The 20,205-nt window shown below is 59.6% G+C and carries 20 protein-coding genes; 17 read left to right on the top strand and 3 right to left on the bottom strand.

Annotated features, from left to right (window positions below; all coding sequences use genetic code 11):
- Window positions 1-386 precede the first annotated feature (386 nt).
- From Q1B27_RS18305 to mraY, 7 genes are read left to right on the top strand one after another with little or no spacing between them, the layout of a single operon-like run.
- Complete coding sequence (locus Q1B27_RS18305; RefSeq protein ID WP_299849668.1) at window positions 387-917, top strand: division/cell wall cluster transcriptional repressor MraZ; 531 nt, start codon at window positions 387-389, stop codon at window positions 915-917.
- 3 nt (window positions 918-920) lie between these two features.
- The gene (gene rsmH, locus Q1B27_RS18300; protein WP_299849666.1) at window positions 921-1,904 is read left to right on the top strand and encodes a 16S rRNA (cytosine(1402)-N(4))-methyltransferase RsmH; all 984 of its coding nucleotides are present in this window, start codon (window positions 921-923) and stop codon (window positions 1,902-1,904) included.
- Window positions 1,904-2,248 (top strand): cell division protein FtsL, encoded by a 345-nt coding sequence (locus Q1B27_RS18295; protein WP_299849664.1) that lies wholly within the window; start codon window positions 1,904-1,906, stop codon window positions 2,246-2,248. The genes rsmH and Q1B27_RS18295 overlap by 1 nt, the downstream gene beginning before the upstream one ends.
- Window positions 2,245-4,029, top strand: coding sequence for a penicillin-binding protein 2 (locus Q1B27_RS18290; RefSeq protein WP_299849662.1), 1,785 nt, complete (start codon window positions 2,245-2,247; stop codon window positions 4,027-4,029). Before Q1B27_RS18295 ends, Q1B27_RS18290 begins: the two co-directional genes overlap by 4 nt.
- A 23-nt stretch (window positions 4,030-4,052) precedes the next feature.
- A complete protein-coding gene (locus Q1B27_RS18285; protein ID WP_299849659.1) occupies window positions 4,053-5,534 on the top strand; it encodes a UDP-N-acetylmuramoyl-L-alanyl-D-glutamate--2,6-diaminopimelate ligase in 1,482 nt (493 codons plus the stop codon).
- Window positions 5,531-6,970, top strand: a complete 1,440-nt coding sequence (gene murF, locus Q1B27_RS18280; RefSeq protein ID WP_299849657.1) for a UDP-N-acetylmuramoyl-tripeptide--D-alanyl-D-alanine ligase — start codon at window positions 5,531-5,533, stop codon at window positions 6,968-6,970. The genes Q1B27_RS18285 and murF overlap by 4 nt, the downstream gene beginning before the upstream one ends.
- Window positions 6,971-8,053: a phospho-N-acetylmuramoyl-pentapeptide-transferase gene (mraY, locus tag Q1B27_RS18275; protein WP_299849655.1), complete on the top strand. Its 1,083-nt coding sequence runs from the start codon at window positions 6,971-6,973 to the stop codon at window positions 8,051-8,053.
- A gap of 57 nt (window positions 8,054-8,110) precedes the next feature.
- Here the strand turns inward: mraY and Q1B27_RS18270 are convergent, their stop codons facing one another.
- Window positions 8,111-9,196: a sterol desaturase family protein gene (locus tag Q1B27_RS18270; RefSeq protein WP_299849653.1), complete on the bottom strand. Its 1,086-nt coding sequence runs from the start codon at window positions 9,194-9,196 to the stop codon at window positions 8,111-8,113.
- Between the two features lie 37 nt (window positions 9,197-9,233).
- Between Q1B27_RS18270 and Q1B27_RS18265 the strand changes: the two genes are divergently transcribed.
- Together Q1B27_RS18265 and murD are read left to right on the top strand one after the other, a co-directional pair.
- Window positions 9,234-9,833, top strand: coding sequence for a TetR/AcrR family transcriptional regulator (locus tag Q1B27_RS18265; protein WP_299849650.1), 600 nt, complete (start codon window positions 9,234-9,236; stop codon window positions 9,831-9,833).
- 439 nt (window positions 9,834-10,272) lie between these two features.
- The gene (gene murD / locus Q1B27_RS18260) at window positions 10,273-11,670 is read left to right on the top strand and encodes a UDP-N-acetylmuramoyl-L-alanine--D-glutamate ligase (RefSeq protein ID WP_299849648.1); all 1,398 of its coding nucleotides are present in this window, start codon (window positions 10,273-10,275) and stop codon (window positions 11,668-11,670) included.
- 47 nt (window positions 11,671-11,717) lie between these two features.
- Here the strand turns inward: murD and Q1B27_RS18255 are convergent, their stop codons facing one another.
- Entirely contained in the window at window positions 11,718-12,449 is a 732-nt protein-coding gene (locus Q1B27_RS18255; protein WP_299849646.1) for a class I SAM-dependent methyltransferase, read from the bottom strand.
- A 74-nt stretch (window positions 12,450-12,523) separates the two neighbouring features.
- Window positions 12,524-13,702: an NAD(P)/FAD-dependent oxidoreductase gene (locus tag Q1B27_RS18250; RefSeq protein ID WP_299849644.1), complete on the bottom strand. Its 1,179-nt coding sequence runs from the start codon at window positions 13,700-13,702 to the stop codon at window positions 12,524-12,526.
- Between the two features lie 116 nt (window positions 13,703-13,818).
- Here Q1B27_RS18250 and Q1B27_RS18245 point away from each other — a divergent pair, with 116 nt between their 5' ends.
- From Q1B27_RS18245 to murB, 8 genes are all read left to right on the top strand, one after another.
- Complete coding sequence (locus tag Q1B27_RS18245) at window positions 13,819-14,343, top strand: redoxin domain-containing protein (protein WP_299849642.1); 525 nt, start codon at window positions 13,819-13,821, stop codon at window positions 14,341-14,343.
- A 129-nt stretch (window positions 14,344-14,472) separates the two neighbouring features.
- Window positions 14,473-15,639 carry a putative lipid II flippase FtsW gene (gene ftsW / locus Q1B27_RS18240; protein ID WP_299849640.1) on the top strand — a complete coding sequence of 389 codons (1,167 nt, stop codon included), beginning with the start codon at window positions 14,473-14,475 and terminating at the stop codon, window positions 15,637-15,639.
- The gene (murG, locus tag Q1B27_RS18235) at window positions 15,636-16,742 is read left to right on the top strand and encodes an undecaprenyldiphospho-muramoylpentapeptide beta-N-acetylglucosaminyltransferase (protein ID WP_299849638.1); all 1,107 of its coding nucleotides are present in this window, start codon (window positions 15,636-15,638) and stop codon (window positions 16,740-16,742) included. Before ftsW ends, murG begins: the two co-directional genes overlap by 4 nt.
- Window positions 16,739-18,145 carry a UDP-N-acetylmuramate--L-alanine ligase gene (murC, locus tag Q1B27_RS18230; RefSeq protein ID WP_299849636.1) on the top strand — a complete coding sequence of 469 codons (1,407 nt, stop codon included), beginning with the start codon at window positions 16,739-16,741 and terminating at the stop codon, window positions 18,143-18,145. The genes murG and murC overlap by 4 nt, the downstream gene beginning before the upstream one ends.
- Window positions 18,142-18,393: a DUF2484 family protein gene (locus tag Q1B27_RS18225; RefSeq protein ID WP_299849634.1), complete on the top strand. Its 252-nt coding sequence runs from the start codon at window positions 18,142-18,144 to the stop codon at window positions 18,391-18,393. The genes murC and Q1B27_RS18225 overlap by 4 nt, the downstream gene beginning before the upstream one ends.
- Entirely contained in the window at window positions 18,390-18,674 is a 285-nt protein-coding gene (locus Q1B27_RS18220; protein WP_299849632.1) for a DUF2484 family protein, read from the top strand. The genes Q1B27_RS18225 and Q1B27_RS18220 overlap by 4 nt, the downstream gene beginning before the upstream one ends.
- A gap of 5 nt (window positions 18,675-18,679) precedes the next feature.
- The gene (locus Q1B27_RS18215; protein WP_299849630.1) at window positions 18,680-18,970 is read left to right on the top strand and encodes a hypothetical protein; all 291 of its coding nucleotides are present in this window, start codon (window positions 18,680-18,682) and stop codon (window positions 18,968-18,970) included.
- A gap of 255 nt (window positions 18,971-19,225) precedes the next feature.
- On the top strand, window positions 19,226-20,152 hold the full coding sequence (gene murB / locus Q1B27_RS18210; protein WP_299849994.1) for a UDP-N-acetylmuramate dehydrogenase: 927 nt from the start codon (window positions 19,226-19,228) through the stop codon (window positions 20,150-20,152).
- The last annotated feature ends 53 nt before the right edge of the window (window positions 20,153-20,205 follow it).

Below are 20,205 nucleotides of genomic sequence, written 5' to 3'. Positions count from 1 at the left end.
ATAGTATTATGACTCGCAGATCACACCAATTAGAGCGTTTGTGATATGATTTCATCCACATCATCTTGTTTTTCAGGGGTGTCGAAAACTAGATAGAGTAGTTCTTCCCACAGATTTTCATTGATTTCCATGAATTCCCATGTCATCCATGTAATCACGATGAGGACGGGAAAGACATAGGGGCAACAAAGAACCCCGAACCAAAACTCCCAAGTCAGGTTTCATACAGGCACCCGCTTTCATCGAAACTAAGGATCCGGCGCGCGGGCGAGCAGACATCCCCCCAGGTGGCGCGCGCAGCTGGACACACCCCGCACAGCGGGACGAGGGCGGCGGATTGGGCAGTGGCAGCAGCTCAATCCGCCGTTTCGTTTTTAAGAGGTTCATTGGGGGCGAGAGAGGCAGACGGGACAGTGGTTCTCAGCTTCAGAGGCGAGTTCAACCAGAAGGTTGACGGTAAGGGTCGGATGTCGATCCCTGCCGATTTTCGCGCTGTGCTGGCCGATGGCGATCCCCGTTACCCTGAAAATCCCCTGCCGCGTCTGGTGGTGCTGCATGGGCCGCACCTCAAGAATTGCCTTCACGCCTATACAATCGACGACATGGCCGAGATCGAGGCCGGTATCCGCAAGCTCCCGCGCGGGTCGGTCGAGCGCAAGCGCGCCAGCCGGATGATCCTCGGGAAATCATGGGATACGGAAATCGACAAAGATGGTCGCATTGTCCTGCCACAGCGCCTGCGCCAGCAGATCGGGCTGGAAGGGGATGCCACGATGGTTGCCATGGGCGACTATTTCGAGATCTGGAACAAGAACACCTACGAAGAGATCGAGGCGGCCGAAACCGATGCATGGCTGGAAGAACAGCCCGAGGACTTTGATCCTCTCTCCCTGATCAGCCCGCCCGACGAGGGCTGAGCGATGGGGAACGCTGCCGCTGATATCCCCCACATCCCGGTGCTCATCACACCTCTGATCGCCGCGTGTTCGCCGATTGGTGGCCTCTGGCTGGATGGGACATTCGGCGCGGGTGGCTATGCCCGTGCGTTGCTGGACGCGGGTGCCGACAAACTGATCGGCGTCGACCGTGATCCGCTGGCGCTGAAGATGGCAGCACCTCTGGTTGCCCATTACGGTGACAGGCTGGAGCTGGTGCAGGGCGTGTTCTCGAAGCTTGACGACTATGCCGCCGATCTGGACGGTGTGGTGCTGGATCTGGGCGTCAGTTCCATGCAGCTTGATCAGGCCGATCGCGGTTTTTCCTTCATGAAGGACGGCCCGCTTGATATGCGGATGAGCCAGCAGGGCCTTTCCGCCGCCGATCTGGTCAACGACGCATCGGAATCTGATTTGGCTGACATTCTCTATCTTTATGGCGAAGAGCGTGCCAGCCGGCGCATCGCCCGTGCCATCATAAAGGCGCGCACGCTGGAGCCGGTCAACACCACCTTGCAACTGGCCGGGATCATTGAAAAATGCCTGCCCCGGTCCAAGCCGGGCCAGGCCCATCCCGCGACCCGTAGCTTTCAGGCGATCCGCATTGCCGTGAACGACGAATATGGTGAGCTGATCGCCGGGCTGGAGGCTGCGGAACGTGCGCTCAAACCCGGCGGGCATCTGGCGGTGGTCACGTTTCACTCGATCGAGGACCGGATGGTCAAACGCTTTTTCCAGGCGCGGTCGGACTCGGGCGGGCGGGGCAGCCGCCACGGGCCCGTGACCGAAATCACCACACCGCAATTCACGCTCAAAAACCGCAAGGCCATCGGCCCGGACAAGGCCGAACTTGCTGAAAACCCGCGCTCCCGCAGCGCCAAACTCCGGGTGGCAGTCCGTACCGATGCGGCACCCGGCAAAACCGACCGCAAGGCCATCGGCATGCCACATCTCAAAGGGGACCACTAATGCGCAGCTTTTTCTATGTGATGACCGCCCTCTCGGTAATCGGACTGGCCTTCTGGGCCTATCATGAAAATTACGAGACGCAGGAAGCACTCAGCAAGGCCGAGAAACTGCAACGCGAGATCAGTGAGGCGCGCCAGCGCCTGCGCATCCTCAATGCCGAATGGGCTTATCTCAACCGTCCTGACCGCCTGCGCGATCTGGCCGAAATCAATTTCGACAAGCTGGGCCTCTTGCCGCTGCAACCCTACCAGTTCGGCAAGATCGACCAGGTCGCCTATCCGCCGAAAGAGTTGCTGCCAATCACCAATCCTGTTGACGTTATCAACCTGGAGCTGGCCGAATGATTCGCACGCCACTGCGTCCCCTGGCGCGAATTCTTGACGCCCGCAGCAAGGGCGAAAACCCCGATGCGATCGAGCGCGAGAATATCCGCCTGAGGCACGAGGAAATGCGCGACCGTGCCCGCACCCGCGCCGAAGGCCGTCTGCTGGTCATGGGCGCGATGTTCTTCTGTGCCTTCGCGCTGGTGGGTGGGCGCATGGGTGTTCTGGCCAGTTCCGAGCCGTCCGAGCCGCGCAGCTCGGTCGCGGGCGCCAGCATCGTGGCGCAACGCTCGGACATCGTGGATCGCAAGGGCCGCATTCTGGCCACCAATTTCGAAACCCACAGCCTCTATGCGCAGCCGCAGCAGATGATCGAGCCGTTGAAGGCCGCGGACAAGCTGGCTGAAATCTTCCCGGATCTGGATCGGGACCGGCTGGTCAAAGATTTCACCGGGAAACGCAAGTTCCTGTGGATCAAGAAGAAAATCAGCCCCGAGCAGATGCAGGCCGTGCATGATCTGGGCGAGCCGGGGCTGCTGTTCGGCCCGCGCGAGATGCGGCTTTATCCTAATGGCAAGCTGGCGGCGCATGTGCTGGGCGGGGCCAGTTTTGGCCGCGAGGGCGTGCATGCCGCCGAGGTGATCGGCGTGGCTGGGATCGAAAAACACTTCGATGACCGTCTGCGGGACCCGGCCCGGGGTCACGAGCCGCTTAGGCTGTCACTGGACCTGTCGGTGCAATCCGCGACCGAGCGGGTGCTCTATGGCGGCATGAAACTGATGAATGCCAAGGGGGCCGCCGCGGTCCTGATGGACGTCAAGACCGGCGAACTGATCGCGCTGGCCTCCCTGCCTGATTTCGACCCGAACAAACGCCCGCGCGCCCCGATCGAAGGCTCGCCTTCGGACAGCCCGCTGTTCAACCGCGCCGTGCAGGGGGTTTATGAACTGGGCAGCACGTTCAAGATTTTCGCGGTGGTGCAGGCGATGGAGCTGGGCCTTGTGAACCCCTCGACCATCATCGACATCAAGGGGCCACTTGTCTGGGGCAAACACAGAATCCGCGATTTCCACAATTACGGAAAGGAACTCAGCGTCAGCAAGGTGATCGTCAAATCCTCGAATATTGGCACCGCCCGCATTGCCCAGATGATCGGCGCCAAACGTCAGCAGGACTTTCTGAAAAACCTGGGCTTTTTCGATCCGACCCCGCTTGAGATTGTCGAGGCCAAGGGCGGCAAACCGCTTCTGCCGCCAAAATGGTCCGAATTATCGGCGATGACGATTTCCTATGGCCACGGCCTCTCCTCCAGCCCGCTGCACCTGGCGGCAGGCTATGCCGCGATCGCCAATGGCGGTACGCTGGTCACGCCGACACTGATCAAGCAGCCGCGCGCGCAACTGGGCCCGCGGGTAATGTCCGAACGCTCGGCACAGGCGGCCCAGATCATGCTGCGCAAGGTCGTGACCGAAGGCACCGCCAGCTTTGGTGAGGTCGAAGGCTATGCCGTTGCGGGCAAAACCGGCACCGCCGACAAGCCCAAGGAACGTGGGGGTGGCTATTACAAGGACAAGGTGATTGCCACTTTCGCCAGCTTCTTCCCGGCCCATGATCCGCAATATGTACTGGTTGTCACGCTGGACGAACCGGTCGAAACCTCGGGGAAAGAGCCGCGCCGCACTGCAGGCTGGACTGCCGTGCCCGTCGCCGCCGAACTGATACGCCGCGTCGCCCCGCTTCTGGGGGTACGCCCGGTGATTGAACCCGCCGAGTTAAGCGGTATAACCCTTACATCCAATTGACCCGGGAAAAGGGGACAACGGCGGTGGGGCAGACAAAATCCTTGGCCGAACTGGGCTTGACCGCCCAAGGCGGGCGCAAGTCCGATGTGACCGGTCTTGCCGTTGACAGCCGCGAGGTGAAAGACGGTTTCCTTTTTGCCGCCCTGCCGGGTACCCGCGTGCATGGTGGCGAATTCATCAAATATGCGCTGCGCATGGGGGCTGGGGCGGTCTTGACCGATACCGATGGGGCCCGCATGGCCTATGAGGAGCTGGCCGAGAGCGAGGCGGCCCTGATCGTCGCCGAAGATCCACGTCAGACTTTGTCCTATGCGGCGGCGCTCTGGTACGGCGCCCAGCCCGAGGTGATGGTGGCCGTTACCGGTACCAATGGCAAGACATCGGTCGCCAGTTTCACCCGTCAGATCTGGGCCGAGCTGGGCCTGGATGCGATCAATCTGGGCACAACAGGAGTCGAAGGGGCCTATGCCGCCCCGCTGGCCCATACCACGCCCGAGCCGATCACCCTGCACCGGGTTCTGGCCGAGGCTGATGCCGCCGGCGTGACCCATGCCGCGATGGAGGCGTCAAGCCACGGGCTGGCGCAACGGCGTCTCGATGGCGTGCGCCTGATGGCGGCGGGCTTTACCAATTTCACCCAGGATCACCTGGACTATCACGCTGATTTCGAAGAATATTTTGCCGCCAAGGCCGGTTTGCTGGCACGCGTGCTGCCTGAAGAAGGCACCGCCGTGATCAATATCGACGACGCGCGCGGCACCGATATGGTGGCCATCGCGCAGGCGCGCAATCAGCACCTGATCACCGTCGGGCGCAGCGATGGCGCCGATCTGCAACTCAATGCCCAGCGGTTCGAGGCGACCGGCCAGCGATTGCGGTTTTCCTGGCTGGGCGAGGTGCACCAGATCAAGCTTGACCTGATCGGTGGCTTTCAAGGTGAAAACCTGTTGCTGGCCGCCGGGCTTTGTATCGGGGCAGGGGCCGACCCGGATCATGTGTTCGAAACCCTGCCGCAGATGAAAACCGTGCGGGGCCGGATGCAACTGGCCGCGACCCGCGAAAACGGCGCGGCGGTGTTCGTCGATTACGCCCATACGCCCGATGCGGTCGCGACCGCGCTCAAGGCCCTGCGCCCGCATGTGATGGGCCGTCTCATTGCGATTGTCGGCGCGGGCGGTGACCGCGACCCGGGCAAACGTCCGCTGATGGGGCAGGCGGCAGAGGAAAACGCCGATCTGGTGATCGTGACCGATGACAACCCGCGCTCCGAAGACCCCGCCAGCATCCGCGCCGCAGTGATGCAGGGCTGCCCCGAGGCCACCAATATCGGCGACCGGGCCGAGGCGATTTTGCGCGGTGTCGATGCGCTTGGTCCCGGCGATGCGCTGCTGATTTCGGGCAAGGGGCATGAAACCGGCCAAATCGTTGGCGATGATATCCTGCCCTTCGATGATAGCGAACAGGCCAGCGTCGCCGTGGCCGCGCTGGACGGAGGGCTCGCATGAGCCTCTGGACCGCCGCTGACGCCGCCACCGCCACCGGCGGGCAGGCGCAGGGCGATTGGCAGGCTACCGGCGTTTCCATTGATACCCGCACCATTGCACCCGGCGATTTATTCGTGGCGCTCAAGGATGTGCGCGACGGCCATGATTTCGTGGCGCAGGCGTTGGAAAAGGGGGCCTCTGCCGCGCTGGTCAGCCACATCCCCGACGGCGTGGCCGCTGACGCGCCACTGCTGATCGTCGACGATGTTCTGCCTGCACTGGAAAAGCTGGGGCAGGCCGCACGCGCGCGTTCAAACGCCCGTGTTGTGGCGGTCACCGGATCGGTGGGCAAGACCTCGACCAAGGAAATGCTGCGCGACGTGTTGCGCGCGCAGGGCAGGACCCATGCGGCCGAGGCCAGTTACAACAACCACTGGGGTGTGCCCCTGACCCTGGCCCGCATGCCCGTCGATACCGAATTCGCGGTGATCGAGATCGGCATGAACCATCCCGGCGAGATCGCACCGCTGGCCCGCATGGCCCGCCCGCATGTGGCGATGATCACCACCGTTGCCGCCGCGCATCTTGAGGCGTTCGATGATATCGACGGCATCGCCCGCGAAAAGGCGGCAATCTTCGACGGTCTGGAACCGGGCGGCACCGCGATCATCAACGCTGACCTTCCAACCACGCCGATCCTACTTGAAAAGGCCCGCAGCCTCGGCGCCCAGATCGTGACCTTCGGCGAGGCCAGCCAGGATTATACCCTCACCCGCGTCAGCCTCAGCGATGACAAGACCGTGGTACAGGCGCAGGTGGGCGACGCCCGCGTGATCTTCAAGATCAACAGCGCCGGGCGGCATTTCGCCATGAACGGGCTGGGGGTGCTTGCCGCCACCGATGCCCTGGGTGGCGACAGCGACATGGCCGCGCTGGACATTGCCAACTGGCAGCCCCCCGCCGGGCGCGGCACGCGTGAGGTGGTGGCCCTGGACGAGGCCGACGAAGACCTCACCTTCGATCTGATTGACGACGCGTTCAACGCAAACCCCACCTCGATGGCCGCCGCGCTTGAAGTGCTGGCCGCCGCCACCCCCAAGGATGGCATCGGACGCGTCTCAAAAGGCCGCCGCGTCGCCATTCTGGGCGACATGCTGGAACTTGGCCCGGATGAGATCGCCCTGCACCGCGACATCGCCGCCTTGCCGCATATCGCCGACCTGCACATCGTCCATTGCGTCGGCCCGTGCATGCATGCGCTTTGGAAGTCACTCCCCGAGCCCAAACGTGGCCGACAGGTTGACACCGCCCAAGAATTGGCAGAACAGGCCCACCGCATTATCGACGCGGGCGATGTGGTGCTGGTCAAAGGCTCCAAGGGCAGCCGCGTCAGCCAGGTGGTCGAGGCGCTGCGCAAGGCAGGCCGGGTGATGGACGCCGAAAGAGGGGACGCTTAAATGCTCTATTGGTTGACCTTGTGGTCCGATGGCGGGGATTTCTTCAACCTCTTTCGCTATATCACCTTCCGCTCTGGCGGGGCCTTCATGACCGCGCTGGTCTTTGGCTTCATCTTCGGCAAACCGCTGATCAACGTGCTGCGCCGCAAACAGGGCAAGGGGCAGCCCATTCGCGATGACGGCCCCGAGGGGCATTTCGTCAAGGCCGGCACGCCGACGATGGGGGGCCTCCTGATCGTGGGCGCGCTGCTGACCTCAACCATCTTCTGGGCGCGGCTTGATAACACCTTCGTCTGGCTGGTGCTTTTCGTCACCATGTCCTTCGGCATGATCGGATTTCTGGATGATTACGCCAAGGTCTCGAAACAGAACACCTCGGGCGTGCCCGGCAAGGTGCGCCTCGGCGTCGGCTTCCTGATCGCAGGCATCGCCGCCTACTGGGCCACGCTCGCCCACCCTGACGCATTGCAGTACAAGCTCGCCCTGCCGGTCTTCAAGGACACGCTGCTGAACCTCGGCATCTTCTTCATCCCCTTCGCCATGTTCGTCATCGTCGGTGCCGCCAATTCCGTGAACCTGACCGACGGTCTGGACGGGCTTGCCATCATGCCGGTGATGATCGCCGCGGGTACGCTGGGCCTCATCGCCTATGCCGTGGGCCGCGTCGACTTCACCGAATATCTCGACGTCCATTACGTGCCCGGCACCGGTGAAATCATGGTCTTCGTCGCGGGCCTTTGCGGTGGTGGCCTCGGGTTCCTCTGGTACAACGCCCCGCCCGCTGCCGTCTTCATGGGCGACACCGGCTCGCTGGCCCTGGGCGGTGCGCTTGGCGCCATCGCCGTCGCCGCCAAACACGAGATCGTTCTCGGCATCGTCGGCGGCCTCTTCGTGGTCGAGGCGCTTTCGGTGATCATCCAGGTCCTCTACTTCAAACGCACCGGCAAACGCGTGTTCCTGATGGCCCCGATCCACCACCACTACGAGAAAAAAGGCTGGGCCGAACCGCAGATCGTCATCCGCTTCTGGATCATCGCGCTCATCCTGGCAATGATCGGACTGGCCACGCTGAAAGTGCGGTAAAGCAGACGCAACGGGCCTTCATCTCCGCTGCTCTAATGCCTGCTTCAAGTGCCGTTGTTACTTGTTTTGCTCTTTCCTTGCGGGTGACCATCCTGGTCCTCGAAAAACGTACCCGAATGCATCGCGCCATGTGTCAGCATTTTTGACATCGCGCCCAATTGCCCAGAATTCGTGGAAGTTGATAATCAGGGGGTTGCTGGTTTCCAAGGGGTTCGTAATGCCGTAGGTCACCTTCTCATCTTCGGCCTGATACGTGCCGAACAGACGGTCCCAGATGATCAGAATGCCACCATAGTTCTTGTCGAGATACCTGCTGTTTGACCCATGGTGCACACGATGCACCGACGGCGTGTTGAATACGCGGTCGGCCCAGCCGAGTTTGCCTACCTTCTCGGTGTGAATCCACGTCTGATAGGCCACGACGATGGAAATCGCGATAATAGCCTGCACCACATCGAATCCGATCAGGATCATGGGCACAAAGAACACCCACTCGATGAATCCTTCTACCCAACCCAATCGCAGGGCGGTTGTCAGATTGTACTCGGGAGAGGAGTGGTGAACACTGTGATACGCCCAAAGAAAACGCACCTCATGCTCCCACCGGTGCATCCAATAATGGGTGAAATCAGCCACCAGAACGGCCAGCATCCATGTCCACCACGTCACCGGCAGGTGATAGGGTAACAGGTATGAAATCGTAACCAACATGATCACGAAAACAAGGCCGTACACGGTCCGCTCCAAGAGGATATTGCCCAACGCGATGGCGTAGTTGGCAAAGGACTCGCCCAGTTTCCTTCGCGCGCCCGAAAAGAAATCCCAAACGGTTTCCGAAACAATCGCGATCAGAAACACCAATCCGATCAGTTCCAAGATATTGAAGGCTTCAGAAAACGCGGCAAAATGATGATCGATGAAGTCCATGATCAGTCTTCCCTCTTCTCTGATTTGCCATCCGGTATGAAGTTCAAAAACCACAGGAACCAAAGAATGTTTGTCAGCTTCCATAGGCTCGCTTCGCCTGAAAACACCTTGGTGACTTCGGGGAGGAAGTATATTCCTACCAAACCAAGAAACCCGAGGTACCAGTATTTCTGCATTCTCATTCTGCTCTCCTAATTTCAGTGAACGACTGTTCATTGAATTACTTAGGGCAACCAGATAAGGTACGCAAGTCATGCCGATAAAAACGAACAGGCAAATCGAAGCCGACAAGCGACGCCAGCACATTCTGGAAACCGCGGTACGGGCGTTTTTGGAACTTGGCTATCAAAGGGCGGGCGTTCGTGAGATTGCAAAGCGAGCCGGAGTCAGCCTAGGCAACCTCTATAACCATTTCCCGAGTAAGGAAGCCGTGTTGATCGAAATCGCGCGCCTCGAAGCTCTGAAGATCGCGCCATTCGTTGAACAGTTGCGGGCGGACAAACCCGCACAAGATCGGTTGCAAGAGTTTCTGGAAGGCTACCTTCGTTACGCGGCGGAGGCGGATAACGTCTTGCTCGCGGTCGAGATACTCGCTGAAGCCGTAAGAACATCCGCCGTTGCAGATGCATTTGCGCCAACCCGAAAAAGCCTGATCTCTGGAATATTCGGCTGTCTTTCCGCATTGAATCCATCGGATAAGTCAAACCAGGTCGACAAGGCGCGCCTGATACTGGATCTGGTCGAAGCCCACGCACGACACCTGGTATTCTCTGGAAAGGGTTTCTCGGAACGCGAAGTTGCAACCGTTGTTCAGATGGTTGGGTCAGGCATAGGCCTAAGTTCAAACGCCTGACATGATCGCCCACCCACGAAAGCCACAATCCGAACGTCGCTTAGCATCAAGCACTTTGGGTTCAAATCGGTCATGTGTTCCATCCGATTTCAGTTTTGTGCTTCCTGCGCGATGGTTGGTTTGCGCGGGATTGGATGCTGGCGCCAGTGACGGGCGCGTCAATAATGTGCCATCGGGGGCCAAATTCCTTAACACCTCCCTGCGCGCGCCCTGTTAATCCAACACTTTGCCGCCACCTGCACCGACGGTATACCGACAAAATACCGACGTTATACCGACATGGGTTTTAACCCCGATTCCCCTTGTTAACCTGGGGTTTGCGTGTCTGCGCCCGTCGTGCCCTCAAATCTCGGCGAACGCTGCCTTTACCGATTGCCCCTCTGGCAAAACCGCGCATCTTGCGCTAGCGATAGCGCCATAGGGGCAAAAGGGGCGGACGATGATACCGGTCAGGGGGTTTGAGGGTAAGACAGTTGCGGTGCTGGGTCTGGGCCGCTCGGGCCTTTCTGCTGCGCGGGCGTTGCAGGCCGGTGGCGCACACCCGCTTTGCTGGGATGACAGCCCCGAGGCCCGCGCCGCCGCCGACGTGGAAGACTTTGAAATCAGGGATCTTTCCCGTGATGATGCGTTCCGGGACGTGGCCAGTCTGATCGTCAGCCCCGGCATCCCGCATCTCTATCCCGAACCCAATCGTGTGGTCGCCGCCGCGCAGCGTGCGGGCGTGCCGGTGGACAATGACATCGGGCTGTTCTTCCGCTCTTTCGGCAATGGTGACTGGCACCAGATGGATCAGCCCCCCAAGGTCATCGCTGTCACCGGCAGCAACGGCAAATCCACGACCTCTGCGCTCATTCACCATGTGCTTGAAAACGCGGGGAAATCCGCGCAGCTGGCAGGTAATATCGGACGTGGTGTGCTCGATATCGACCCGCCCGAAGATGGTGGCGTCGTGGTGCTCGAACTCAGCAGCTACCAGACCGAGCTTGCCCGCGCCCTGACCCCGGATGTTGCTGTTTTTACAAACCTTTCTCCGGATCATCTGGATCGCCATGGTGGTCTTGGCGGCTATTTTGCAGCCAAACGGCGGCTCTTCGCAGAGGGCGGCCCCGACCGTGCCGTGATCGGCATTGACGAGGCCGAAGGCGCCTATCTTGCCGGGCAGCTCTCCGAAGGCCCTGCCGATGATCGCGTGATCCGCATTTCGGTTGCCCAAAAGCTCGCCGGCCCCGGTTGGTCGGTCTTTGCCCGCAAGGGCTTTCTCAGCGAATACCGCAAGACCCGCCAGGCAGGCTCCATAGATCTGCGGAAAATCAAGGGCTTACCCGGCAGTCATAATCATCAGAACGCCTGCGCCGCCTATGCCGCCTGCCGCACGCTGGGCCTGTCGCCAAAGGCCATCGAGGCCGGGTTCCACAGCTTTGACGGCTTGCCCCACCGCAGCCAGATCATCGCCGAGGCGAGCGGCGTGACTTTCGTCAATGACAGTAAGGCCACCAATGTCGACAGCGCGCTCAAAGCCTTGCAGGCGTTCAAGAAAATTCGATGGATTTGTGGTGGCCTGGAAAAGGACGGCGGGCTGGCCGGGCTGAAACCGGGCTTCGACAACGTGATCAAGGCCTATGTGATCGGACGCGAAGCGGCGGGCTTTTCGGTTCAGCTTGACGGGGTTGATACTGAAGTTTGCACCACGATGGCACGCGCCGTCGAGCGCGCGACCACGGACGCGGGCAAGGGCGAGACCGTGTTGCTTGCTCCCGCTGCTGCAAGCTTTGACCAATATGACAGTTTCGAGAAACGCGGCGAGGATTTCATCACCCAGGTCAGGGCGCGAACCTGACCCTTGGGCGGAGCATTTCCTAAAGTATATGAAATGCTTTCAATGTCTTACCCGGCAATCACGAGCCGATAACCGCAGTCGCGCGTCTTGAGTTTCATCAACCCGGAATTTTCATGTTCCCATGTTCCGTCCTTAAGGTCTTGCTCTAGCCTGGACAATGCCTCGGACACGTCGCCCAACGCCCAGAAAGACGACATCGCGCCCCTGACCCTGGCATCCAGATAGGCCGCTGGCCGTTGCCAATAGGCGCTGAGGAAACCATCTGTGCAATCATGCGGAATCGGCACCGGGGTAATCTCCACCGGTCCAAGCCAGTCTTGGTAGTCCGATATGCTAGGCATCTGCGCCTCGTCCAACGCGATCAGCCCCGGGAAGTAGTCAAACAACCAGAAATCGCGAAAGGCCGGATCGTAGGTCAGCAGGACAACCGGACCTCGGGTAACGCGGCGCATCTCCGACAGGCCTTTCGCCTTGTCAGACCAATGGTGGACCGTCAGCACCGCCATCGACGCGTCAAATGAATTGTCGTCAAAGGGCAGGTTTTCGGCATGGCCCTGAATGATTTCGGCCTTTGATGCAGGGCGTTGTTCGATCATCTTTGCCGATGGTTCAACGGCCGTGACACGCCTGTCGGTGGGCTCGTAAGACCCCGCGCCCGCACCTACATTCAGAACCGTTTTGGCAGGCCCCAATGCTTGCCATATCGTCTGCGCGATCCGCATGTCAGGTCTGCGCAGGTCCGCGTAGTTCAGACCGATTGTGTCGTATAGTGTCCCCATAGCGCCATCTCCCTTGTCGCGGCGACCCTGCCAGGTGTTCGCCTGCGCTTGCAATGCGGCCTGAAAAGGTCAAATCAACCTTGCCTGATCGCCTGACCAGCAGCCCAGCCCGAAGACCAGGCCCATTGAAAATTGTACCCACCCAGCCAGCCGGTTACATCAACCGCTTCGCCAATGAAATAAAGCCTTGGAACGCTGTTCGACATCATGGATTTTGACGAAAGACCAGCGGTATCTATACCACCCAAGGTCACTTCGGCAGTCCGATATCCCTCTGATCCGGTTGGCTTCAGAACCAAGGTCCGCAATGCCGTTAGTATTTCCTGCAAACGCGCATCTGACTGGTCTGCCAAATTCCCACTCAACCCCAATTGGGGTGTCAGATGCTCGACCAGCCGGGCGGGTAGGAAACGCGATAACTCGGTCGTTAAATTGCGGCGTCCCTCGTGTTGGCGCTGGTCCCGCAAAACCTCGAACAAAGAGGTTTCGGGGATCAGGTCGATGCTTATCTCTTCACCCTCGCGCCAGTAGGACGAGATCTGAAGGATCGCGGGGCCAGACAATCCGCGATGGGTAAACAGAATGGCCTCGTTAAACGCCTGTCGGTCATTGGATACCCGCGCCGGGGCCGCGACACCGGACAGCCCGGTAAAGGGATTGTCGGAAAAGGTCAGCGGTACAAGGGCAGGGCGGGTGTCGGTCATATCGTGACCAAACTGCCGCGCGATCTCGTAGGCCAGCCCGGTTGCCCCCATCTTGGGGATCGATTTGCCGCCAGTCGCCACGACCAGATGGCGCGCTTGAACCGTTTGGTCACGGCCTTCCCGGTCTAGTATGGCAGTAAATCGGCTGCCATCATGAGACAGTTCTTTCAGCGTGGTCTGCAACCATAATTCTGCCCCGGCTGCCGCCAATTCATCGCACAGCATCGCGATGATCTGTGGCGATTTTCCATCGCAGAACAACTGCCCCAATGTCTTTTCATGCCAGTTGATTCCGTGGCGTGCGACAAGGTCGATGAAATCCCACTGGGTATACCGGTTAAGCGCGGATTTGCAGAAATGCGGGTTGGCCGAAATGAAGTTTTCTGGCCCCGTATGCAAATTGGTGAAATTGCACCGCCCACCTCCGGAGATCCTGATCTTTTCACCGGGCGCCTTGGCGTGATCAATCACCAGCACATCAGACCCAGCATGCGCAGCGCACATCATCCCCGCCGCACCGGCGCCCAATATCAGCGTTTCAACCTGCATCTTCGTGCCCTGCCTGACCTGACCCGCGTCGTCAAGTTTTGGTGAGGTAGGTTGAGGAAGAATTTCAAGGCGTTAAGTATCGCGCTTGTGTCAACACATCAAAACAGGACAGAGATATGCAAGCCTTGGAAGCCGGTCAGATTTTCCCGAAAACCGAAATCGCAAAACTGGGTGGCGGCACGCTTACGCTGGGAGTGCCCTCCGCCGCTTATGACTGGCAGCTTGTCATCATCTATCGCGGTCTGCACTGCCCATTGTGCAAGAAGTACCTTGCAAAGATGGAAGAGGTGAAATCGCGCTTCCATGACAATGGCATTGACGTGGTTGTCGCCTCGGGCGACCCAGAGGGCAAAGCGCAAGAATTCGCCGAAGAAATATCACTGAGCGTCCCGGTTGGATTTGGTCTGAGTGTCGCGCAGATGCGGGCGCTTGGGCTCTATGTTTCTGACCCGCGCAGCCCGCAGGAAACTGACAGACCTTTCCCCGAGCCGGGTGTGTTCGTCATCAATGCCGAGGGTAAACTGCATATTGTCGACATCTCAAACGCTCCGTTTTCGCGCCCAGATCTCGAGGCACTTGCCGGGGGGCTCGATTTCATCCGCGCCAATGACTACCCGATCCGGGGAACCCATGCCGCCTAACCCCTTGCTGTGTTAACCGAAACCTCGCCGGAAAACCGCATCCAACACTTCCCAGACCCGCCCCTTGCTGCTAAACTACGCGTAACGACCTCGTAAACGGGGCGAAACATGAGGCTGTAGGCGGTACAGATGACAGAAATGGTGTATGGGGCGGTCCCGGTTTGGGACGCTGAGCCCGTTCTGCCGAAATGGTGGCGGACGATCGATAAATGGTCGGTGTCCTGCGTTTTGATTCTTTTCGGTGTCGGGATATTGCTGGGCCTGGCGGCCTCACCTCCCTTGGCGGAAAAGAACGGCTTCCAACCTTTCCACTATGTCCAGCGTCAGGCGTTTTTTGGATGCATGGCGCTGATGGCGATGATGCTGACCTCGATGATGACCCCGCAACTGGTGCGTCGTCTGGCCGTGATCGGTTTCATCGCGGCCTTTATCTCATTGGCCTTGCTTCCTTTTTTCGGAACTGACTTCGGGAAAGGGGCCACGCGCTGGTATTCCCTCGGATTCGCCAGCATCCAGCCTTCGGAATTTCTCAAGCCCGGTTTCGTTGTCGTGGCTGCCTGGATGATGGCCGCAGGGCAGGAAATCAACGGGCCGCCAGGGCTTCGCTTGTCATTCCTGCTGGCAATCATCATCGTTACCCTGTTGGCATTGCAACCCGATTTCGGACAGGCCTGCCTGGTGCTTTTCGGCTGGGGCGTGATGTATTTCGTGGCTGGCGCGCCGATTATCCTGTTGATGATCATGGCGGGGTTGGTGGTTTTGGCGGGCAGTTTCGCCTATTCCAATTCCGAACATTTTGCCCGCCGCATTGACGGGTTCCTCAGCCCGGATGTTGACCCGAATACACAGCTTGGCTTTGCCACGAATGCTATTCGCGAGGGCGGGTTCTTTGGCGTTGGCGTCGGCGAGGGGCAGGTCAAATGGTCGCTCCCCGATGCTCATACCGATTTCATCATCGCCGTTGCAGCCGAGGAATACGGGCTGGTTCTGGTGCTTTGCATCATAGCGCTTTATGCGGGCATTGTCCTGCGGTCGCTAACCCGGTTGATGCGTGAACGCGATCCGTTCATCCGGCTGGCGGGCACCGGGCTGATTGCCATCTTCGGCGTGCAGGCGATGATCAACATGGGCGTGGCCGTGCGCTTGCTACCGGCCAAGGGGATGACGCTTCCATTCGTCAGCTACGGTGGCTCTTCATTGATCGCCACGGGTATCGCCGTGGGCATGCTCTTTGCGTTCACCCGCAGCAGACCGCAGGGGGAAATCGGTGATATCCTGCGAGGGCGCGTAAGATGACAGATCAAGCGCCACTGCTGGTGATAGCGGCAGGCGGCACCGGCGGGCACATGTTTCCGGCGCAGGCGTTGGCCGAGGTCATGTTGCATCGGGGCTGGCGGGTCAAGCTGTCCACGGATGCGCGCGGTGCTCGGTACACGGGTGGTTTTCCCCACACGGTCGAGGTTGAAGAGATCGCCAGTGCGACATTCGCCCGGGGCGGACCGTTGGCCAAGCTGATTGCCCCGTTCCGCATCCTGAGCGGCGTGGTCGGCGCCACGTTAAAAATGATGAAAGAAAAACCCGCAGCTGTCGTGGGTTTTGGCGGTTATCCCACGATCCCGGCTTTGGCGGCGGCGCGGCTCTTGCGCAAACCCAGCATGATCCACGAGCAGAACGGAGTGCTGGGGAAGGTCAACACGTTTTTCAGCACGCGTGTGAACCGCGTGGCCTGTGGCACCTGGCCCACGAACCTGCCTGATGGTGTCGAAGGCGTGCATGTGGGCAATCCGGTGCGGGCCAGTGTGCTGGAGCGTGCGAACGCCCCTTACATCAGCCCGGGCGATTATCCGATGTCGATACTTGTGATCGGTGGCAGCCAGGGCGCACGCATCTTGTCCGATGTGGTGCCGCCCGCTATTGCCGCCCTGCCGATGGAAATGCTGCGCAACATCCGCGTCAGTCATCAGGCGCGCGACGAAGATGGCGAACGTGTCGCCCAGTTCTATGCTGATCACGATATCGACGCCGACGTACAACCCTTTTTCCGCGACGTGCCCCGCCGCATGAGCGAGGCGCAGCTGGTGATCAGCCGCTCTGGCGCTTCGTCGGTGGCGGATATCAGCATGATCGGTCGCCCGTCGATCCTGATCCCCTATGCGGCGGCAACCGGCGACCACCAATCCTCTAACGCACGCGGTCTGGTTGACGCCGGGGCGGCGATCCTGATCCCGGAAAAACGGCTTGAGATCGAGGCCCTTTCACAGCAAATAGCCACGGTTATCGAGAATCCCGAAGGATCATCAAAAATGGCCCGGGCAGCGTTTTCCTGCGCGCTGCCGGATGCACCAAAGACATTGGCGGATTTGGTCGAGGAATTGGCAGGGATGAGGGCAGAGACATGAATGCGGCAACCAAACTTCCCGGTGATGTCGGGCCGATCCACTTTGTCGGTATCGGCGGTATCGGCATGTCCGGCATCGCCGAAGTGCTGCTCAATCACGGCTACACGGTACAGGGTTCTGACCTGAAACGCTCCAAGATCACAGATCGGCTGGCCGATGCAGGTGCCACGATCTTCGAAGGTCAGCACGCCGAGAACCTTGAGAACGCCGAGGTGGTGGTGATTTCCTCTGCCATCAAGCCGGGCAATCCGGAGTTGGACGAGGCACGGGCGCGCGGATTGCCTGTCGTGCGCCGGGCCGAGATGCTGGCCGAGCTTATGCGGCTCAAGTCCAACATCGCCGTGGCCGGTACACACGGAAAAACGACGACGACCACCATGGTTGCGGCGCTCTTGGATCATGGCCAGTTTGACCCCACCGTCGTCAATGGCGGCATCATCCACGCCTACGGCTCCAACGCCCGCGTGGGTGACGGCGAATGGATGGTGGTCGAGGCCGATGAGAGCGACGGCACCTTCAACCGGCTGCCTGCGACAATCGCCATCGTCACCAATATTGATCCCGAGCACATGGAGCATTGGGGCACCGAAGAGGCGTTGCACAAGGGCTTCCTCGATTTCGTGTCGAACATCCCGTTCTACGGCCTTGCGGTCTGCTGCACCGATGATCCGGATGTGCAGACCCTCGTGGGCAAGATCAGCGACCGCCGCGTTGTCACCTATGGCTTCAACGCTCAGGCGGATGTGCGCGCGGTTAATCTGAAATACAAGAAAGGTATCGCCCATTTCGATATCGTCTTGCAGGCCGAAGGCATGATCATCGAAGCTTGCACCCTGCCGATGCCCGGCGATCACAACGTGTCGAACGCGCTGAGCGCCGTGGCCGTGGCCCGACATCTGGGCATGAAACGCGATGAAATTCGCGAGGCGCTTGCAGCGTTCGGGGGTGTTAACCGACGGTTTACCCGAGTGGGTGAGGTTGGCGGCGTGACCATTATTGATGACTACGGCCATCACCCGGTGGAAATCACCGCGGTACTCAAAGCCGCCCGGCAAGCAACCGAGGGGCGCGTTATCGCCGTGCACCAGCCGCATCGCTATACCCGCCTGTCCGGGCTGTTCGAAGATTTCTGCGCCTGTTTCAACGATGCTGACGTCGTGGCCATTGCCGAGGTTTTTGCTGCCGGTGAAGACCCGATCGAAGGCGCCAGTCGCGATGATCTGGTGACGGGTCTTATCCGTCACGGTCATCGCCACGCCCGGGCACTGGAAAATGAAGATGATCTTGAGCGGCTGGTGCGTGAACAGGCCAAATCGGGCGATCTGGTCGTTTGCTTGGGTGCCGGCACGATCAGCGCCTGGGCCAATGCACTTCCCGCGCGGCTGATGAAAGGGGCGGCATGACACTTTTGGTGTTCTCTTGCCTCTGGGTGCTGGCGGCCACAATCGTGGCAATGCTGCCCATGCGATACCAGTATATCCCGGGCGTTTTCCTGCTGTTGGCCGCGCCGGTGTTGATCTATCTGATTGGCCGCGATGTGGCACTTTGGGCAGGGATTGCCGCCACGTTAGCTTTTGTCTCTATGTTCCGGAATCCATTGCGTCATTTCGCAAAGAGGGCTATGGGCCAAAAGGTGGAGGTACCGAAATGAGCTGGTCGTTGATCCTTGCCTGTCTCTGGGCTGTGTCGGCAAATGTGCTGGCAATGGTGCCCTCGGGCGATAACCACTGGCGCAGGGCTTATGCGCTGATCGCTGTTGGTGTACCGCTTCTGGGCTATGTCACCTATGAAAACGGCCCTTGGATGGGATTTTTAGTGCTGGCTGCGGGTATGAGTGTGCTGCGCTGGCCGATGATCTATCTTGGTCGCTGGATCAAGGGGCTTTTCCCGCGTAAGACAGAGGCCAGCAGCAGCTATCCGCCCGAGGGTTAATCCCAATGAATATCGTCACGTTCATCGCTTTTGTGCCACTTTCTTCGATGGTTGCTGGTGTCTTGATCGGTTTGACACTTGGGCGTTTTTCGACGCCCAGGGTGGGGTTCTGGGTGCTTGGCCTTTTCGTGGTGGTTTCGATCGCGCTTTTGGTGCGCATGGCGGCCATCGTCCCTGGAGACGAAGAACAGGCCTTCGCCCCGTTTGTTACTCTGACCGGCGGTGTCTTCCCGGGCCTGTTTGGCGGTATCGTCGGCTGGATACTTGGTCGCACAAGGAAGAAACGGGCGACGTAGCGATGTATAATGGCTCTGGTCAATTTGTAAGATGACGGAAAAAGGTTGTTCGTGATTTGGTTGGCGTTGATGTGCCTGTCTGGCTTTCGGCTGAACTTCATATGCTGAGAGAAAACGCAAGTTCCTGGGATTTCGCTTTGGCTGTTAACTTTCAGTCATTCCCACTGATGCTTGGCGAAACGCTTGGTATGTTTTGGGCGATGCGAAAACGCGAGATCTCTTGACGTCAAGCGTATGAACCTGCACTCCGGCACCATGAAAACTCTTCCAATTCCACGCGGAAAACTGACCCCGAACCGCCCGTTGAACGACCTGACCTGGTTGCGTGTGGGCGGCCCTGCCGACTGGCTGTTCCAGCCGGCGGACCCGGATGATCTGGCAACTTTTCTCGCGGGTCTTGACCCCGCCATACCGGTTTTTCCGATGGGCGTCGGTAGCAATCTGATAGTCCGCGACGGGGGCCTGCACGCGGTTGTGATCCGGTTGGGCCGCGGATTTAACCAGATCGAAGTCGACAGAAATCGCGTCACCGCGGGTGCCGCGGCACTTGATGCGCATGTGGCCCGCAAGGCCGCAGACGCTGGTGTCGATCTGACTTTTCTGCGCACTATTCCCGGCGCCATCGGAGGCGCGGTGCGGATGAATGCCGGGTGTTACGGCAGTTACACGGCGGATCATTTCCTCTCAGCCCAAATTGTCACGCGGACGGGCGAGGTGGTCACCCTGACCGCCGATGACCTCAATTTCCAATATCGTCAGACCGATCTGCCCGAGGATTGGGTGATCATCAGCGCCACGTTCGAAGGTGACAGGGCCAGCCCCGAAGACCTGCACGCGCGCATGGCGGCACAGCTTAAGAAACGCGACGAAACCCAGCCCACAAAGGATCGCAGCGCTGGCAGCACCTTCCGAAACCCGGCGGGCTACAGCTCCACCGGGCGCGAAGATGATGTGCATGATCTCAAAGCGTGGAAGGTGATCGACGATGCGGGCATGCGCGGGGCGACACGGGGCGGTGCGCAGATGAGCTCCAAACATTCCAATTTCCTCGTCAATACCGGTGATGCAACTGCCGCCGATCTGGAAGGTTTGGGCGAAGAAGTGCGAAAAAAGGTTTTCCAAACCAGTGGAATAGAGTTACATTGGGAAATCATGAGGGTCGGCGAAACGGCCCCGAAATAAGTCAGTAGGCAGTTAACAAAAACAAGGGCCAAACAGAGGTCCGGGATATTGAG

This window comes from uncultured Roseovarius sp., from assembly GCF_947489715.1.
Classification (GTDB): Bacteria; Pseudomonadota; Alphaproteobacteria; order Rhodobacterales; family Rhodobacteraceae; genus Roseovarius.
The sequence above is the reverse complement of the archived record's forward strand: the minus strand, read 5'-3'. Positions and strand labels throughout refer to the sequence as shown.

Bases quoted from the DNA above. Each gene is read 5' to 3' on its own strand.
- mraY (WP_299849655.1), top strand. From the start codon at position 6,971: ATGCTCTATTGGTTGACCTTGTGGTCCGATGGCGGGGATTTCTTCAAC.
- Q1B27_RS18245 (WP_299849642.1), top strand. From the start codon at position 13,819: ATGCAAGCCTTGGAAGCCGGTCAGATTTTCCCGAAAACCGAAATCGCA.
- Q1B27_RS18215 (WP_299849630.1), top strand. From the start codon at position 18,680: ATGAATATCGTCACGTTCATCGCTTTTGTGCCACTTTCTTCGATGGTT.
- rsmH (WP_299849666.1), top strand. From the start codon at position 921: ATGGGGAACGCTGCCGCTGATATCCCCCACATCCCGGTGCTCATCACA.
- Q1B27_RS18295 (WP_299849664.1), top strand. From the start codon at position 1,904: ATGCGCAGCTTTTTCTATGTGATGACCGCCCTCTCGGTAATCGGACTG.
- murB (WP_299849994.1), top strand. From the start codon at position 19,226: ATGAAAACTCTTCCAATTCCACGCGGAAAACTGACCCCGAACCGCCCG.
- Q1B27_RS18270 (WP_299849653.1), bottom strand. From the start codon at position 9,196: ATGAACAGTCGTTCACTGAAATTAGGAGAGCAGAATGAGAATGCAGAA.
- murD (WP_299849648.1), top strand. From the start codon at position 10,273: ATGATACCGGTCAGGGGGTTTGAGGGTAAGACAGTTGCGGTGCTGGGT.
- murF (WP_299849657.1), top strand. From the start codon at position 5,531: ATGAGCCTCTGGACCGCCGCTGACGCCGCCACCGCCACCGGCGGGCAG.
- Q1B27_RS18225 (WP_299849634.1), top strand. From the start codon at position 18,142: ATGACACTTTTGGTGTTCTCTTGCCTCTGGGTGCTGGCGGCCACAATC.
- ftsW (WP_299849640.1), top strand. From the start codon at position 14,473: ATGACAGAAATGGTGTATGGGGCGGTCCCGGTTTGGGACGCTGAGCCC.
- Q1B27_RS18250 (WP_299849644.1), bottom strand. From the start codon at position 13,702: ATGCAGGTTGAAACGCTGATATTGGGCGCCGGTGCGGCGGGGATGATG.
- Q1B27_RS18220 (WP_299849632.1), top strand. From the start codon at position 18,390: ATGAGCTGGTCGTTGATCCTTGCCTGTCTCTGGGCTGTGTCGGCAAAT.
- murG (WP_299849638.1), top strand. From the start codon at position 15,636: ATGACAGATCAAGCGCCACTGCTGGTGATAGCGGCAGGCGGCACCGGC.
- Q1B27_RS18265 (WP_299849650.1), top strand. From the start codon at position 9,234: ATGCCGATAAAAACGAACAGGCAAATCGAAGCCGACAAGCGACGCCAG.
- Q1B27_RS18290 (WP_299849662.1), top strand. From the start codon at position 2,245: ATGATTCGCACGCCACTGCGTCCCCTGGCGCGAATTCTTGACGCCCGC.
- murC (WP_299849636.1), top strand. From the start codon at position 16,739: ATGAATGCGGCAACCAAACTTCCCGGTGATGTCGGGCCGATCCACTTT.
- Q1B27_RS18255 (WP_299849646.1), bottom strand. From the start codon at position 12,449: ATGGGGACACTATACGACACAATCGGTCTGAACTACGCGGACCTGCGC.